The organism is Pseudomonas grimontii (assembly GCF_007858185.1).
GTDB classification, from domain to species: domain Bacteria; phylum Pseudomonadota; class Gammaproteobacteria; order Pseudomonadales; family Pseudomonadaceae; genus Aquipseudomonas; species Aquipseudomonas grimontii.
Genome location: NZ_VFES01000041.1, coordinates 1 through 15976, shown reverse-complemented (window position 1 = coordinate 15976; position 15976 = coordinate 1). Strand labels below are relative to the sequence as shown.

Here is a 15976-nt window from a genome sequence, read left to right as displayed (position 1 = left end):
GTTGGGATGCAAATCAGATCTTCGGCGGGCCGGGGTAGCCGCAATGCGCCCAGGCGGCGGGGCGGAAATACCAGGCCATGATCACCAGCTTGAGCAAAGAGCCTTGGCCCATGCGCAGCAGGTTCAAGTAGCTGTTTTCCCAGCGGTGCAGGAAGTTGCGGATCTGCTCGGCACTGGCGTTTTCCCAACTGCCCCAGATACCGGTCAACGGGCCGCGGGTAATGCCCATGCCGAGCACATCGAACAGTTGCTGAGTGAGCTTGAACATCTCCGGCGACAGGTGCTGCAGGCTGTAGTCGAGTTTTTTCAGCGTGTCTTCAATCCCGGCGACCACATCCTGGGCGCTGGCAACGCCTTCGAGCAGCACCGGGATCACCGCCCGCAGGAACGGCAAGTCACTGGTGCGCAACATGGCAAAGCCGCTGGCTGGGGTACTGCTGGAGCAACCGCTGAGGCTCGCGCCCAGCCCGGCCGTGGCCAGGAAGGCGCTGGCACTCAGGCCGATCTTCAAGACGCCGCGCCGCGACAGCGCGGGTGAATCCGTGAGGCTAGGGTTCATTTTTATTGTTATCCCGTGGGTGGCGGTGTCAGCGAACGAACAACTTCTGGATCAGTTTCTGGATCGATTTGCCGTAGGGCGGGTAGATCAATTTCGCCGCGTTCAGGCGCTGTTTCACCAGCACGCCTTTGGCTTTGCTGAAGGTCAGGAACCCTTCATGGCCGTGGTAGTGGCCCATGCCCGAGGGGCCGATGCCACCAAAGGGCATGTCGTCCTGGGCCACGTGCAGGAGGGTGTCGTTCAGGCAGACGCCGCCGGAATGGGTCTCGTGGAGCACCCGGTCCTGCTCGCGTTTGTTGTAGCCGAAGTAATACAGGGCCAGCGGGCGAGGGCGTTGGTTGATGTAGGCAAAGGCTTGGTCGATGCCGCGATAAGGCACGATCGGCAGCACCGGGCCGAAGATTTCGTCCTGCATCACGGTCATGTCGTCGCTGACATTCAGCAGCAGGCTATGGGCCATGCGCCGTGCCTGGCCCTGGTCGTACAGCGGGATCAAGTTGGCGCCCTTGTCGGTGGCGTCCTTGACGTAGGCATTGAGCCGGGCCAGTTGCCGCTCATTGATGATGGCGGTGTAGTCCGGGTTGTCGGCCAGCGTCGGATAAAACCCGCGAACCGCCTTGCTGTAGGCCTCGACGAAACCCTCCACACGGTCCTCCGGCACCAGCACGTAGTCCGGTGCCACGCAGGTCTGCCCAGCGTTCAAGGCTTTACCGAAGGCGATGCGTTCGGCGGCGTCCTTGAGCGGTACGTCGGCGGAGACAATGGCCGGCGACTTGCCGCCCAGTTCCAGCGTGACCGGCGTGAGGTGTTCGGCAGCGGCGCGCATCACGTGTTTGCCAATACTGGTCGCGCCGGTAAACAGCAGGTGATCGAAGCGCAGCTTGGAAAACGCCATGCCCACTTCGGCCTCACCGAGCACCACGCACACCAGGTCCTCGGGGAAAATCTTCGCCAGTAACTTCTTAAGCAGTTCGCCGGTAGCGGGCGTGGACTCGCTGAGCTTGAGCATCACTCGGTTGCCCGCCGCCAACGCGCCGACCAGTGGACCGATGGCCAGGTACAGCGGGTAGTTCCACGGCACGATCACGCCGACCACGCCCAGCGGCTGGTAAATGACTTTGGCTGACGCGGGTTGGAAGGCCAGGCCTACTGCGCGGCGGGAAGGTTTCATCCACCCTTTGAGGTGTTTGCTGGCGTAGTGAATGCTATGCAGGCTGGGCATCAGTTCGGCGAACAGGGTTTCGTCGGCACTGCGGTGGCTGAAATCCTGGTTGATCGCATGGATCAGTGCCTGGCGCTCGTCACTGAGCACATCCCGTAAAGCCTTGAGCCACTGCTGGCGCTGTGCAGCTGGCGGCATCGGGTGGGCGGCGTAGGCGCGGCGTTGGGCGTCGAACAGGTCCTGGAGTTGATCCAGTGCCTGGGAATCTTGCAGGTAGGCAACGTTGGCAGACATGGCGCAGCACCGATTGTTATTGGTCTGCCTGGATTTTTAGAGTCATTACTCTAAATTGTCAAATAACATTGCAGCAACATGCAGATTTATCCTGGCAAGGATAGGCCGTAAGATGCCCTATCACGTGTACAGAAGCTGATTCCCCTATGGCACCACGAGTAAAGACCAGCGAACGCATTGTGCAAACCAGCCTGGAACTTTTTAACCAGCAGGGCGAGCGCAGTATCAGCACCAACCATATCGCCGCCCATATGGAAATTTCGCCGGGCAACCTGTACTACCACTTCCCCAACAAGCAGGCGATCATCGCTGTGCTGTTCCGCGAATATGAAGCGTTGGTGGACAGTTTCCTACGTCCGCCCCAGGGGCGAGCCATGTTGGTGGAAGACAAGCGCTTCTACCTTCAGGCCGTACTGGCCGGCATGTGGCGCTACCGTTTTCTGCACCGCGACCTTGAACACCTGCTGGAGAGCGACCCGGAACTGGCCACCGGCTATCGGCGTTTTTCCCAGCGTTGCCTGATCCAGGGCGGCGCCATTTACCAAGGGTTTGTCGATGCGGGTATTTTGAATATGGACCCGGTGCAAACCGAAGCCCTGACCCTCAATGCCTGGATCATCCTCACCTCCTGGGTGCGTTTCTTGTGCACCACCAATGAAAACTCCGCCCACCTGAGTGCCGAAGCCATCAAGCGCGGGGTGTACCAGGTGCTGGTGCTGGAGGCGGGCTTTGTCACGCCCCAGGCAAAAGAGGCGGTGGATGCACTGTTCAAAGAGTTTTACGTGCCATTGAAGCAGGCACTGGAAGAAGTGAAGTAGGACCTTTCCCGAATCTGTTCACAGGAGTCCGTCATGCCGCTTGCCCAACTGATCAGCCCCCAGCAACTGGCCGAGCGCCAGAAGACCGCCGGGCTGGTGATCCTGGATTGCCGTTTTGCCCTGGAAGACCCGGATTACGGCCGTTGCAGCTACGCCGAAGGGCATATCGACGGCGCGCAATATGCCGACCTGGAACGCCATCTCAGCGGGCCGGTGATCAAAGGTGTGACCGGTCGTCACCCGTTGCCGGCGGCGGACACTTTCGCCGAGCAACTGCGGGCCTGGGGTGTGAGTGCCGATACCGATGTGGTGCTGTATGACGACGGGCCAAGTGCCTATGCCGCCCGAGCCTGGTGGTTGCTGGCCTGGCTGGGCAAGCGTGACGGCGTGTTTATCCTCGACGGTGGCCTCAAGGCCTGGCACTCCGATGGTTTCCCGTTGAGCCTGGATGCGCCGGTGATAGAGCCCGGCACCTTTGTGGGGACGCCGGACAATCAGCTGCTGTTGGATGCCGAACACCTGCAAAAACGCTTGGGTCAACCCGGCCTGACCTTGATCGATGCCCGTGCCCAAGCGCGTTTCCGTGGTGAAGTTGAGCCGATTGATCCGATTGCCGGGCATATCCCCGGTGCGCAATGTGCGGCGTTCAACGAAAACCTGGGCAGCGATGGGCGTTTCCTGCCGGCCGACCAACTCAAGCAACGCTTCGCTGAGCAGTTGCAAGGCCGCTCGCCGGAAGAACTGGTGGCGTATTGCGGCTCGGGCGTGACGGCCTGCCACAACCTCTTTGCCCTGAGCCTGGCGGGTTACCCGTTGGGCAAGTTGTATGCGGGGTCGTGGAGCGAGTGGATTACCGATCCTGCGCGGGCAATTGCTACGGGTGACTGATTTCCCAGTGGGGTAAACCCAATCCAAATGTGGGAGGGAGCTTGCGCCCTCCCACATTTTCAACCGTGTTGTGCCCTTAGCCAGTGGGGAATGCGTCGCTCAAGGTAGTAGCCGGGGTGTTTCAGTGAGCCATCGACGAAGCCCACATGCCCACCTTTGGCCGTCAGCTCAAACTCGGTGCACGCTGACAGCTCGCTGGCCTCGGGCAAGCTGTGGGCGAATACGAACGGGTCGTCGGCTGCCTGGATAATCAGCGTCGGCGTGCGGATCGCGCCCAGGTAGTAGCGACTCGACGCACGGCGGTAATAGTCCTCGGCACTCAAGAACCCATGCAGCGGCGCGGTAACCCGGCCATCGAAGTCCCAGAAGGTGCGCATCTTCTCCAGCGAGCCAAGCGCTTCCAGGGTTTTCAGCCCGTCCGCGCGGCCGTCCTGTAAAAAACGGCTTTGTTTGACGCGGATATACACGAGCATTTCACGCATGAAGTGCTTTTGATAAACCCGTGAGAAGCCTATCCCGATGCGGTCCGCACACTGGTCCAGGCGAAACGGCACCGACACCGCCGCCGCGCCTTGCAGCCCGGACGCCTCGCCGGTTTCCCCCAGGTGCTTGAGCAGCACATTGCCCCCCAGCGAATAACCCACCGCATACAGCGGCGCCAACGGCCGCTTGGCGCGCAGGTGTGCAATGGCGGCGGCGAGGTCTTCGCTGGCGCCCGAATGATAACTGCGCGCCAACAGATTGGGCTCGCCCGAACAGCCGCGCCAGTTCAACGCCGCACTGGCCCAGCCTTGGGCGGCGAGGACTTTTTGCAGGCCGGCCACATAGGGAGAGTTGGATGAGCCGGTCAGCCCATGCAGCACCAGCACCAATGGCGCTTGCGCGTCGTGGGGGCCATGCCAGTCGAGGTCGAGAAAGTCGCCGTCTTCCAGCCACAGGCGTTCACGTTGGCGTTCGATATGGGTAGTGGGGCGCCACAACGGCCCCCACAGTGTTTGCAGATGAGGGTTGCCGAGGCCTAAGGCGGGGGTGAACAGGTCGGAGGACGGTGTCATGACACTCTCAGTCTGTGGCGAGCCCGCTCGCCACAATTGAAGCCAGCCTGAAAGGTCAGGCGGCGCTTTCGACCAACCGATGCCACAACGCGTAGTACACCCGACCGGATTTCTGCTCCCGGTGCAGGCGCCACGCGCCCGGCAAGCCCAGGGTAGACGGCGCAGTCTCGCTTTCAGTGTAGATCCACGCGTCCGGTGCCAGCCATTGGCGCTCTTCGAGCAAGGCGCACACGGTCGGCAACAGGTTCTGGTTGAACGGTGGGTCGAGGAACACCACGTCGTAGGCGCTGGCAGCCTGGGTTTCCAGGTAGCGCAGGGCGTCGGCTGTCTGTACCTGGCCGTTGGTGCAGCGCAGGGTACCCAGGTGTTCCTTGAGGCTGGACACCGCGACATTGCTGGCATCCAGCGCCTGGGCCTGGGCCGCTCCACGGGACAGCGCCTCCAGGAACAGTGCGCCACTGCCGGCGAACGGGTCCAGCACCTTGGCACCTGCAATGTACGGCGCGAGCCAGTTGAACAGGGTTTCACGCACGCGATCCGGCGTTGGGCGCAGGCCCACGACGTCGGGGAAGCTCAGCTTGCGGCTGCCCCATTCACCGCCAATGATGCGCAGTTGGCCCACACCGTTATGCACGTTGTGGACAGGTTTTTTCGGGCGAGATGAACTGGCCATTAATGCTCCGGAACCCCGAGCGGCTGCTCGGCAGGTTTATCAGTGGGGGGCGGTAGTGGCTTTTGCGCAGTCGTCGGGCCGGCGGTCACGATGACCATCTTGTCGGCGCTCAAGTGTTTGTTCAAGGCAGCCTTGACTTGCTCTACGGTCAGGGCCTGGGATTGTTTCATGAAATCTTCCAGATAGCTCAGCGGCAGGTTGTAGAAACCCATGGCGCCCAGCTGCCCGACGATGTCGGCGTTGCTCGCGGTCGACAGCGGGAAGCTGCCGGCCAGCTCGCGCTTGGCGTCATCCAGTTCCTTTTGCGTCGGGCCGGTCTTGAGGTAGTCGGCCAGCACGTCTTCGACCAGGCGCAGGGTGCCGCCGCTCATTTCGGCGCGGGTCTGCAGGTTGATCATGAACGGGCCACGCACTTGCATCGGCGAGAAACCGGAATATACGCCGTAGGTCAGGCCACGTTTTTCGCGCACTTCGCTCATCAAACGGGTGCCGAAGCCACCGCCGCCGAGGATCTGGTTGCCCAGGGACAGGGCTGCGTAGTCCGGGTCGGCGCGGTCGATGCCCAATTGGGCGAACAGCAGGTGAGTCTGTTTGGACGGGAACTCGATATGGCTCAGGCCGGCCTTGGGCTCGGTCGGTTGGGCGATCTTCGCCATGGCCGGGCCCTTGGGCAGCGAGGCCGACACTTTGGCCGTCATCGCTTCGGCTTCGGAGCGGGTCAAATCACCGACCACGGCAATCACGGCATTACCCGCCGCATAAGCCTTGGCGTGGAACGCCTGCAACTGTGCGAGGGTAATCTTCGGCACGCTTTCTGGCGTGCCTTCGCTCGGGTGAGCGTAAGGGTGATCGCCGTACAGGCGCTTGAACAGCTCCAGGCTCGCCAGTTTGCCGGGGTTCTGCTTCTGGTATTCAAAGCCGGCAAGGATCTGGTTCTTGATCCGCGCCAGGGAGTCGGCGGGGAAGGTCGGCTTGCCGATCACGTCGTCAAACAGCGCCAGGGCGGCGTCGCGTTTAGCGCTGTCGCTCAGGCTGCGCAGGGACACCAGCGCCATATCGCGATAAGCGCCATTGCCAAAGTCGGCGCCCAGGCCTTCAAAACCACTGGCGATCTGGCTCACATCCTTACCCGGTACGCCTTCGTTGAGCATGGCGTTGGTCATCAGCGCCAGGCCCGGCACGTTGCCGTCCTGGCTGCTGCCGGCGGCGAACAGGATGCGCATGTCGAACATCGGCAGTTCATGGGCCTCGACGAACAGCACCTTGGCGCCTTCGGCGGTGGTCCAGGTTTGCACGTCGAGCTTGCGGTTGGTCGGCGCCTTGCCGTCCAGCTCCGCCAGGGATTGCAACTTGTTGGCCGATTGAGCTTTGTCCAGCGCCTGGCTGGCGACGGATTCACTCGGGCGCAGGAAATACACGGCACTCGCCGCGATCAGGGTGACAACGATCAGGCCCGGCAGTATCAGGCGGCTGCTTTTGCGATCACTCATGAGCGGTCTCCTCAGGCAAAACATGGGCGACGCTCAGACGTTCGCGGGTGAAATAAGTGCGCGCGGCCTTCTGGATGTCTTCCGGCGTCACGCTTTGCAGGTCGGCCAGTTCGGTGTCCATGAGTTTCCAGGACAGGCCCACGGTTTCCAGCGAGCCGATGGCCGTGGCCTGGCTGGTGATGGAATCGCGCTGGTACACCAGGCCGGCGATGACCTGGGCACGGATGCGTTCCAGTTCTTCGGCGGTCGGTGGCTTGGCCTTCAACTCTTCCAGCAGGCGCCACAGGCCGGCTTCGGCTTGGGCAACGGTCTTTTTCTTCTGCTGGTTCGGGGTGGCCGAGAGGGTGAACAGGCTGTCACCCCGGGTGTAGGCGTCGTAGTTGGTGGACGCGGCGGATACCAGCTCTTCACCGCGCTCCAGTTGCTCGGAGATACGTGCGCTGTAGCCGCCGTCCAGCAGGGCCGAAATCAGGCGCAGGGCTTGGACCGAACGCTTGTCTTCGGCGGTGGCCAGGCCGGGTACGTTGAAGCCCAGGATCACGCTCGGCAATTGGGTCTGCACGTGCATCGTCAGCAGGCGCTCGCCGGGCTCGGCCAGCTCCATCGGGATCTTGGCGGGCGGTACGTCACGCTTGGGGATAGGGCCGAAGTAGCGCTGGGCCAGGTTTTTTACCTCATCCGGGGTGACATCGCCCACCACTACCAGCGTGGCGTTGTTCGGCACGTACCAGGACTGGTACCAGTGGCGCAGTTCTTCGACTTTCATGCGGTCGAGGTCGGCCATCCAGCCGATGGTCGGCGTGTGGTAGCCGCTGGCGGGGTAGGCCATCGCCTTGAAGCGCTCGAAGGCCTTGGACATCGGGTTGTCGTCGGTGCGCAGGCGGCGCTCTTCCTTGATTACCTCGATTTCGCGGCTGAACTCGTCGGCCGGCAGGCGCAGGCTGGCCATGCGGTCGGCTTCGAGTTCGAAGGCGACGCCCAGGCGGTCACGGGCCAGTACCTGGTAGTAGGCGGTGTAGTCGTCGCTGGTGAAGGCGTTTTCTTCGGCGCCCAGGTCGCGCAGGATCAGCGAGGCTTCGCCGGGGCCGACCTTGGCGCTGCCCTTGAACATCATGTGCTCCAGGGCGTGGGACAAACCGGTCTGGCCCGGGGTTTCGTAGCTTGAACCGACCTTGTACCAGACCTGGGAAACCACCACCGGCGCGCGATGGTCTTCGCGCACGACCACCTTGAGGCCGTTATCCAGAGTGAATTCATGGGTGGGTTGTGGGTCGGCAGCCAAGGCTGAAAGGGGCAGACAAACTGTGCTGAGCAGCAGGCCTGCGGCGTGGCGGGCTAGAGCATTCATTCGTTTTTAAACCTGTTGGGCTGCCCGCTTGGTCTTAGCGTCGGCGGGCGAGGAGGTGCTAGGATACTGATCCGACTAAGGGACGGCCACTGCGGCTGTCTTGTTGAGGCCCTATTTAGGCCTTACAAAATGTTGCGCATGAACGAGCTGGCTAAAAAACAGTCTGTTACGCATCGAATTTTATTTACCGATGCGCCCCTTGGCGCGTCGCTACCTTGAGATAGCCGTCTCCATGTTTGGTTCCAACGACGACAAGAAGACCCCAGCTGCGGCTGGCGAGAAGAAAGGCCTGTTCGGATGGCTGCGCAAAAAGCCGCAGGAAACCGCCGCTGAACAGTCACAGGTTCAAGCTGAGCCGATCCCCGATCCTATAGTAGAAGCCGAACCGGTAGTCGAAGCGCCGGCGCCGGTCGTGTTGCCGATGGCTGAACCGGTGTTGCAGCCGGTGGTTGAGGCGGCGCCGGAACCAGAGCCAGAGCCAGAGCCAGAGCACAAGCCGTGGCTTGAGTTACCTGTGGCCGAAGAGCCAGTGGCCTTGGTTGAGGATGTGCAGGCTGAGCATGTGGCGCCGCCGATTCCTGCGGTGATTGAACCTGCGGCAACTGTGGTTGAAGCGCCGCCGGTCGTCGAAGTACCTGCTCCCGCTGTTATTGAACCAGAACCTGCCGCTGTATCCGCCGAAACCAACAAAACCGGCTTCTTCGCCCGCCTCAAGCAAGGCCTGAGCAAGACCAGTGCCAGCATCGGCGAAGGCATGGCCAGCCTGTTCCTGGGCAAGAAGGTGATCGACGATGAGCTGCTGGAAGACATCGAAACCCGTCTGCTGACCGCCGACGTGGGCGTCGAAGCTACCGCCGTGATCATCCAGAGCCTGACCCAGAAGGTCGCGCGCAAGCAGTTGACCGATGCCGACGCGCTGTACAAATCCTTGCAGGCCGAGCTGGCTGCGATGCTCAAACCCGTGGAAGCACCGCTGGTGATCACCCCGAACAAGCCGTTCGTGATCCTGGTCGTGGGCGTCAACGGCGCCGGCAAGACCACCACCATCGGCAAATTGGCCAAGAAGCTGCAATCGGAAGGCAAGAAAGTCATGCTCGCCGCCGGCGACACCTTCCGCGCCGCTGCCGTCGAGCAATTGCAGGTCTGGGGTGAGCGCAACAAGATCCCGGTCATCGCCCAGCACACCGGTGCCGATTCCGCCTCGGTGATCTTCGACGCCGTGCAGGCCGCCAAGGCTCGTAACATTGACGTGCTGATCGCGGATACCGCCGGTCGCCTGCACACCAAAGACAACCTGATGGAAGAGCTGAAGAAAGTCCGCCGCGTGATCGGCAAGCTTGACGCAGACGCCCCGCACGAAGTGCTGCTGGTGCTGGACGCCGGTACTGGCCAGAACGCCATCAGCCAGGCCAAGCAATTCAACCAGACGGTGCAACTGACCGGCCTGGCCTTGACTAAGCTCGACGGCACGGCCAAAGGCGGTGTGATCTTCGCCCTGGCCAAGCAGTTCGGGTTGCCGATTCGTTATATCGGCGTCGGTGAAGGCATCGACGACCTGCGTACCTTTGAAGCCGAACCCTTTGTACAGGCACTGTTTGCCGAGCGGGAGCGTTCATGATTCGATTCGAACAGGTCGGTAAACGCTATGCCAACGGGCATGTCGGCTTGCATGAGCTGAGCTTTCGAGTGCGTCGCGGCGAGTTCTTGTTTGTCACCGGCCACTCGGGGGCCGGCAAAAGTACGCTGTTGCGCCTGCTGCTGGCCATGGAACGCCCGACTACTGGCAAATTGCTGCTGGCGGGGCAGGACCTGGCCACCATCAGCAATGCGCAGATCCCGTTCCTGCGCCGCCAGATCGGTGTAGTGTTCCAGAACCACCAATTGCTGTTCGATCGCACGGTGTTCAACAACATTGCGCTGCCGTTGCAGATTCTCGGGCTGTCCAAGGCCGAAATCGTCAAACGCGTGGATTCGGCCCTGGAGCGCGTGGCGCTGTCGGACAAGACCGACCTCTACCCCGGCGACCTGTCAACCGGCCAGCAACAGCGCGTCGGCATTGCTCGCGCGATCGTTCACCGCCCGGCCTTGCTGCTGGCGGACGAGCCCACCGGTAACCTCGACCCGCGCCTGGCGGCCGAGATCATGGGCGTGTTCGAAGACATCAACCGTCTGGGTACCAGCGTACTGATCGCCAGCCATGACCTGGCGCTGATCGCACGTATGCGCCATCGCATGCTGACCCTGCAACGCGGTCGCCTGATCGGTGACGGGGAGGCTGGCGCATGAGTGCAACACGTAGCCCCAAGGTTTCCGAGCGCGTGGCGCCGAAACCGGCTGATCCGCAGCCGAAAAAGAAAAAACATGACGACGATGACGGCCCGGACTTTAGCACCCTGCTGCGCGCCTGGATCGAAAGCCATCGCGCCAGCCTGCTGGACAGCCTGCGTCGCCTGGGCAAGCAGCCGATCGGCAGCTTTTTTACCTGCCTGGTGATGGCGGTGGCCCTGAGCCTGCCGATGGGTTTGTCGCTGCTGCTTAATAATGTCGAGCGCCTGGGTGGTTCCTGGCAGCGTGCGGCACAGATTTCGCTGTACCTGAACCTGGACGCCAGCACCAAGGACGGTGAAGCGCTGCGCGACGAGATCAAGAATATGCCAGGTGTGGCGGACGCCGAGTACGTCAGCCGCGACCAGGCCCTTGAGGAGTTCCAGCAGCAGTCCGGCCTGGGCGAGGCGCTTAAAGAGCTGCCGCAGAACCCACTGCCGGGCGTGGTGCTGGTGACGCCGAATGAAGTCGACAAGCCGGCCCTTGAAGCCCTGCGACAAAAACTCGCAGAGATGCCGAAGGTGCAACAGGCGCAACTTGATCTAGTCTGGGTGGAGCGCCTCGCGGCAATTCTCAAGCTGGGCGACCGGTTTGTGTTTGGCCTCACGGTGCTGTTGGTGTCTGCATTACTTTTGGTGATAGGTAATACCATTCGTCTTCATATTGAAAACCGCCGCACCGAGATAGAAGTGATTAAACTGGTCGGCGGCACGGACAGCTATGTGCGTCGGCCTTTTCTGTACATGGGCGCGCTTTATGGCTTGGGTGCGGGGATTTTGTCCTGGGGCGTGCTGGCGTTTGGCTTGAACTGGCTGAACGACGCAGTCGTTGGGCTTGCCGGCTTGTACGGCAGCGATTTCGCCTTGGCCGGGGTGCCGGTTGCCGATGGTCTGTCGCTATTGCTTGGCGCGGTATTGTTGGGTTATATCGGTGCCTGGATTGCGGTCGCACGGCATTTACGTGAGCTGGCACCGAAGTAGTTAATGTCAGATTAATGTGGTTTCGTTTGTATTGACCGTATCAGTGGTTTAGGGAACTTGTCCTACGGTTCCCGGTCAATTTTCGCAGTGCTGAACTGCACGAGTTATGTGAGTCGGAGGTTTTTTCGTATGACCACTTCTTTGCAACCTGCTTATGCCTTGGTCCCGGGTGCGAACCTGGAAGCCTATGTGCACACGGTCAACAGCATTCCATTGCTGACGCCCGAGCAGGAGCGTGAACTGGCCGAGAGTCTCTACTATGAGCAGGATTTGGGGGCGGCTCGGCAGATGGTGCTCGCCCACCTGCGTTTTGTCGTACATATCGCCCGTAGCTATAGCGGCTACGGCTTGGCCCAGGCTGACCTGATCCAGGAAGGCAACGTCGGCCTGATGAAGGCTGTAAAGCGCTTCAACCCTGAGATGGGCGTGCGCCTGGTGTCGTTTGCCGTGCACTGGATCAAGGCGGAAATCCACGAGTTCATCCTGCGCAACTGGCGCATCGTGAAAGTCGCGACCACCAAGGCCCAGCGCAAGCTGTTCTTCAACCTGCGCAGCCAGAAAAAACGCCTGGCGTGGTTGAACAACGAGGAAGTCCACCGCGTGGCCGAAAGCCTCGGCGTGGAGCCGCGTGAAGTGCGCGAGATGGAAAGCCGCCTGACCGGCCATGACATGGCCTTCGACCCGGCCGCCGAAGCGGACGACGACAGCGCCTTCCAATCGCCGGCCAACTACCTGGAAGACCACCGGTACGACCCGGCGCGTCAACTGGAAGACGCCGACTGGAGCGACAACTCCAACCACAACCTGCACGAAGCGCTGGAAGTGCTGGACGACCGCAGCCGTGACATCCTCTACCAGCGCTGGCTGGCGGAAGAAAAAGCCACGCTGCACGACCTGGCGCAGAAGTACAACGTGTCGGCCGAGCGCATTCGTCAGCTTGAGAAAAGCGCGATGAACAAGCTGAAGTTGTCGATCGCCGCTTAAACATGCGGGAGGGGCGTTGCGACGATTCGACTTGCCCCCGATAGCGCTGGATCAGTCACTTTGATGTCGACTGACATTCTGCTATCGGGAGCAAGCCCCCCTCCCACATTTGTTTTTGTGTTGTATCAGTCGGCCCAAGGCGCTTTACGGGAGTTGTTCAGTTCCACCAGATAACCATCCCCGCCCAGCTGGCTCATCTGCTGGCGAATCCACGCCGCCCGCCGCGCCACATAGGCCGTCGGATGGCTGGCACTCCATACCCGCGGGTTAGGCAACACCGCCGCCAGATAGCTGGCCTGCTGCCGGGACAGTCCCTTGGCACTCACGCCAAAGTGATGTCGCGCCGCCGCTTCCGCGCCAAACACGCCTTCATCCCACTCGACGCTGTTGAGGTACACCTCGAGAATCCGCTGCTTGGGCCACAGCACCTCGATCAGCCCGGTAAACCAAGCCTCCAGGCCTTTGCGCAAATAACTGCGACCCGCCCACAGGAACAGGTTTTTCGACACCTGCTGGCTCAGCGTGCTCGCGCCACGGATCGAGCCGCCGCGTTCGTTGTGCAGGAGCGCTGCCTGGATTGCGCCGAAATCAAAGCCCCAATGCTGCGGGAAACGCTGGTCTTCACCGGCCATCACCGCCACTTTCAGGTCGTCGGAGATTTCGTCCCAAGGCACCCAGGTGCGTTGCAGGTCAATGGGTTCGCCGTCGAACCAGGATTCGATCTTGCGTTCCACCATCAGCGCGGTGAAGGGCGGTGGGACGACACGAAACAGCAGCACCAGCAAGACACTGCCGATGGCAAACCATTTCACGACCTTGAGAAAGCGTTTGAAGAGGAGACGCAGCATAGAGATGGCTTGGCCGAACCCGTTGAGCGGGCCATTATACAGACCCTGTCCACTGAGTCTGACTGGAGTTCCTCATGCTGCGTAGCTTTCTGATGCTGGCTGCCTTTTTCGGCTTCACCGGTGTCGCCCTCGGTGCCTTCGCCGCCCATGGCCTGAAAAACCGCCTGAGCGCCGAGTACCTGGCAATCTTTCATACCGGCGTGACCTATCAGTTGGTGCATACCCTGGCGTTGTTCGGCGTGGCGCTGCTGCTGGCGCATATTCCGGGTCGCCTGGTGACGTGGGCGGGTGTGTCCTTTGTCGTCGGTATCCTGTTGTTCTCCGGCAGCCTGTACGTGCTGACCACCACGGGTATCAGCAAACTCGGCATCATTACGCCCTTCGGCGGGTTGGCGTTCCTGTTGGGCTGGTTCTTCCTGGGGCTCGCCGCCTGGCGCTTGCAGCTGACCGCTTAACGCTTGGAGCTGACCTTCAGGTCCCAATCGCGCTAGAATGCTGGCCCCTAAAAACGATGGCGGCCCGTGGCATGCGCATTCAGTTGAACGGCGAATCCCTTGAACTGCCCGACGGTGAAACCGTTGCGGCCCTGCTGACCCGCCTGGACCTGACCGGGCGTCGCGTTGCAGTGGAACTCAACCTGGATATCGTCCCGCGTAGCCTGCATGCCGAGACCGCGCTCACCGAGGGTGACCAGGTCGAAGTGGTCCACGCCATCGGCGGCGGCTAGTCCCGCGCGTTTGTTTATGTAGCCCCGGATTCTGCAGAACCTCACCCCATTTCGAGGATTTCCCATGAGCATCGTTCGTAGCGACAAGCCCTTCGTCCTGGCCGGTCGTACCTACCAGTCCCGTTTGCTGGTCGGCACCGGCAAGTACCGCGACATGGAAGAAACCCGCCTGGCCATCGAAGCCTCGGGCGCCGAGATCGTGACCTTCGCCGTGCGCCGCACCAACCTTGGCCAGATCGAAGGCGAGCCGAACCTGCTCGAAGTGCTGTCGCCGGATCGCTACACCTTCCTGCCGAACACCGCCGGTTGCTACGACGCCATCGAAGCCGTGCGCACCTGCCGCCTGGCTCGTGAACTGCTCGACGGCCACAACCTGGTGAAGCTGGAAGTGCTGGCCGACCAGAAAACCCTGTTCCCCAATGTGATCGAAACCCTCAAGGCCGCTGAAACGCTGGTCAAGGAAGGTTTCGACGTGATGGTCTACACCAGCGATGACCCGATCATCGCCCGCCAACTGGCCGAAATCGGCTGTATCGCCGTGATGCCCCTGGCCGGTCTGATCGGTTCCGGGTTGGGCATCTGCAATCCTTACAACCTGCAGATCATCCTCGAAGAAGCCAAGATCCCGGTATTGGTGGACGCCGGTGTCGGTATCGCTTCCGACGCCACCATCGCCATGGAACTGGGCTGCGACGCGGTGCTGATGAACTCGGCCATCGCCCACGCCCAGCAACCGATCATGATGGCCGAAGCCATGAAACACGCCATCGTCGCCGGCCGCCTGGCCTACCTCGCCGGGCGCATGCCGAAAAAACTATACGCCAGCGCCTCCTCGCCGCTGGATGGTCTGATCAAGTAAGAGCTATTGATGACTGAATCAAACGAAACGCCGAACACCGTGGAAGAGGGCGACGAGTCCAAGCACCGCCGCATCAAGAGTTTTGTGATGCGCGCCGGTCGCATGACCGAAGGCCAGCAAAAGGGCCTGGACCAAGGCACGCCGCTGTTCGTCCTGCCCCTGGCCGATGCGCCGGTGGACTATGACCAGGTGTTCGGCCGTTCGGCCCCGCGTTCCCTGGAAATCGGTTTCGGCATGGGCCACTCCCTGCTGGAAATGGCTGCGGTCTCGCCGGAACAGGACTTCATCGGCGTGGAAGTACACCGCCCAGGTGTTGGCGCGCTGCTCAATGGCGTACTGACCCAAGGCCTGACCAACCTGCGGGTCTATGACTGCGACGCGATCGAAGTACTCAACCGCTGCATCGCCGACAACAGCCTCGACCGCCTGATGCTGTTTTTCCCCGATCCATGGCACAAGAGCCGTCACCACAAGCGCCGCATCGTCCAGGCCTCCTTCGCGGAGCTGGTGCGCAGCAAGCTGAAAGTCGGCGGTATCCTGCACATGGCCACCGACTGGGAACCGTATGCCGAATACATGCTGGAAGTGATGGATGTTGCCCCTGGCTACCGCAACCTGGCGCAAGACGGTAAATGCGTACCACGCCCGGCCGAACGCCCGATCACCAAGTTCGAGCGTCGCGGCGAGCGGTTGGGGCATGGGGTGTGGGATTTGAAGTTCGAGAAGCTGGCGTAACTCGCCACTGACTTGAAAGGCAATTCAATGTGGGAGGGGGCTTGCCCCCGATAGCGGTGGATCAGTCACTTTGATGTCGACTGACCTTCAGCTATCGGGGGCAAGCCCCATATGCGCTAACCAAATCTCCCACTCCATAGCTCATCTTGCTGGTATCCCCGTTTTCGCGGGGATTCACGCAGTTTCCGACTTATCGTTCCCCACTCTTCAAGGCAAGTAAATAACGACAAG

At 61.4% G+C, this 15976-nt stretch carries 17 protein-coding genes; 10 read left to right on the top strand and 7 right to left on the bottom strand.

Annotation, left to right across the window (positions count from 1 at the left end):
* Positions 1 to 13: 13 nt before the first annotated feature.
* Positions 14 to 559 (bottom strand): twin-arginine translocation pathway signal protein, encoded by a 546-nt coding sequence (locus tag FIV39_RS32315; RefSeq protein ID WP_090401633.1) that lies wholly within the window; start codon positions 557 to 559, stop codon positions 14 to 16.
* Positions 560 to 587: 28 nt separating this feature from the next.
* Entirely contained in the window at positions 588 to 2015 is a 1428-nt protein-coding gene (locus FIV39_RS32310; protein WP_090401634.1) for a coniferyl aldehyde dehydrogenase, read from the bottom strand.
* Between the two features lie 146 nt (positions 2016 to 2161).
* Here FIV39_RS32310 and FIV39_RS32305 point away from each other — a divergent pair, with 146 nt between their 5' ends.
* Together FIV39_RS32305 and FIV39_RS32300 are read left to right on the top strand one after the other, a co-directional pair.
* A complete protein-coding gene (locus tag FIV39_RS32305; RefSeq protein WP_090401635.1) occupies positions 2162 to 2833 on the top strand; it encodes a TetR/AcrR family transcriptional regulator in 672 nt (223 codons plus the stop codon).
* Between the two features lie 33 nt (positions 2834 to 2866).
* On the top strand, positions 2867 to 3721 hold the full coding sequence (locus FIV39_RS32300; protein ID WP_090401636.1) for a sulfurtransferase: 855 nt from the start codon (positions 2867 to 2869) through the stop codon (positions 3719 to 3721).
* A 59-nt stretch (positions 3722 to 3780) separates the two neighbouring features.
* On the opposite strand, the gene FIV39_RS32295 is transcribed toward FIV39_RS32300, so the two are convergent.
* From FIV39_RS32295 to FIV39_RS32280, 4 genes are read right to left on the bottom strand one after another with little or no spacing between them, the layout of a single operon-like run.
* Positions 3781 to 4776, bottom strand: a complete 996-nt coding sequence (locus tag FIV39_RS32295; RefSeq protein ID WP_090401637.1) for a hydrolase — start codon at positions 4774 to 4776, stop codon at positions 3781 to 3783.
* Between the two features lie 55 nt (positions 4777 to 4831).
* Complete coding sequence (gene rsmD / locus FIV39_RS32290; RefSeq protein ID WP_090401638.1) at positions 4832 to 5449, bottom strand: 16S rRNA (guanine(966)-N(2))-methyltransferase RsmD; 618 nt, start codon at positions 5447 to 5449, stop codon at positions 4832 to 4834.
* Positions 5449 to 6939: a M16 family metallopeptidase gene (locus FIV39_RS32285; protein ID WP_090401639.1), complete on the bottom strand. Its 1491-nt coding sequence runs from the start codon at positions 6937 to 6939 to the stop codon at positions 5449 to 5451. The genes rsmD and FIV39_RS32285 overlap by 1 nt, the downstream gene beginning before the upstream one ends.
* Entirely contained in the window at positions 6932 to 8287 is a 1356-nt protein-coding gene (locus tag FIV39_RS32280) for a M16 family metallopeptidase (RefSeq protein ID WP_090401640.1), read from the bottom strand. The genes FIV39_RS32285 and FIV39_RS32280 overlap by 8 nt, the downstream gene beginning before the upstream one ends.
* A gap of 232 nt (positions 8288 to 8519) precedes the next feature.
* On the opposite strand from FIV39_RS32280, the gene ftsY reads away from it, so the two are divergent.
* The 4 genes from ftsY (at position 8520) to rpoH (ending at position 12576) form a co-directional block, all read left to right on the top strand.
* Positions 8520 to 9905, top strand: a complete 1386-nt coding sequence (gene ftsY / locus FIV39_RS32275; protein ID WP_090401641.1) for a signal recognition particle-docking protein FtsY — start codon at positions 8520 to 8522, stop codon at positions 9903 to 9905.
* Entirely contained in the window at positions 9902 to 10573 is a 672-nt protein-coding gene (ftsE, locus tag FIV39_RS32270; protein ID WP_090401642.1) for a cell division ATP-binding protein FtsE, read from the top strand. The genes ftsY and ftsE overlap by 4 nt, the downstream gene beginning before the upstream one ends.
* On the top strand, positions 10570 to 11592 hold the full coding sequence (gene ftsX / locus FIV39_RS32265) for a permease-like cell division protein FtsX (protein ID WP_090401643.1): 1023 nt from the start codon (positions 10570 to 10572) through the stop codon (positions 11590 to 11592). The genes ftsE and ftsX overlap by 4 nt, the downstream gene beginning before the upstream one ends.
* 129 nt (positions 11593 to 11721) lie before the next feature.
* Positions 11722 to 12576 carry an RNA polymerase sigma factor RpoH gene (rpoH, locus tag FIV39_RS32260; RefSeq protein WP_003176698.1) on the top strand — a complete coding sequence of 285 codons (855 nt, stop codon included), beginning with the start codon at positions 11722 to 11724 and terminating at the stop codon, positions 12574 to 12576.
* A gap of 125 nt (positions 12577 to 12701) precedes the next feature.
* Here rpoH and mtgA read toward each other — a convergent pair whose 3' ends face one another.
* Positions 12702 to 13424 (bottom strand): monofunctional biosynthetic peptidoglycan transglycosylase, encoded by a 723-nt coding sequence (mtgA, locus tag FIV39_RS32255; protein ID WP_090401644.1) that lies wholly within the window; start codon positions 13422 to 13424, stop codon positions 12702 to 12704.
* A gap of 74 nt (positions 13425 to 13498) precedes the next feature.
* Between mtgA and FIV39_RS32250 the strand changes: the two genes are divergently transcribed.
* The 4 genes from FIV39_RS32250 to trmB all read left to right on the top strand — a co-directional run bounded on the left by FIV39_RS32250 (position 13499) and on the right by trmB (position 15745).
* Complete coding sequence (locus FIV39_RS32250) at positions 13499 to 13879, top strand: DUF423 domain-containing protein (protein ID WP_090401645.1); 381 nt, start codon at positions 13499 to 13501, stop codon at positions 13877 to 13879.
* Positions 13880 to 13950: 71 nt separating this feature from the next.
* Entirely contained in the window at positions 13951 to 14151 is a 201-nt protein-coding gene (gene thiS, locus FIV39_RS32245; protein ID WP_167361100.1) for a sulfur carrier protein ThiS, read from the top strand.
* A gap of 64 nt (positions 14152 to 14215) precedes the next feature.
* Complete coding sequence (locus tag FIV39_RS32240) at positions 14216 to 15010, top strand: thiazole synthase (RefSeq protein ID WP_090401647.1); 795 nt, start codon at positions 14216 to 14218, stop codon at positions 15008 to 15010.
* A 9-nt stretch (positions 15011 to 15019) separates the two neighbouring features.
* On the top strand, positions 15020 to 15745 hold the full coding sequence (gene trmB, locus FIV39_RS32235; RefSeq protein ID WP_090401648.1) for a tRNA (guanosine(46)-N7)-methyltransferase TrmB: 726 nt from the start codon (positions 15020 to 15022) through the stop codon (positions 15743 to 15745).
* Positions 15746 to 15976 lie beyond the last annotated feature (231 nt).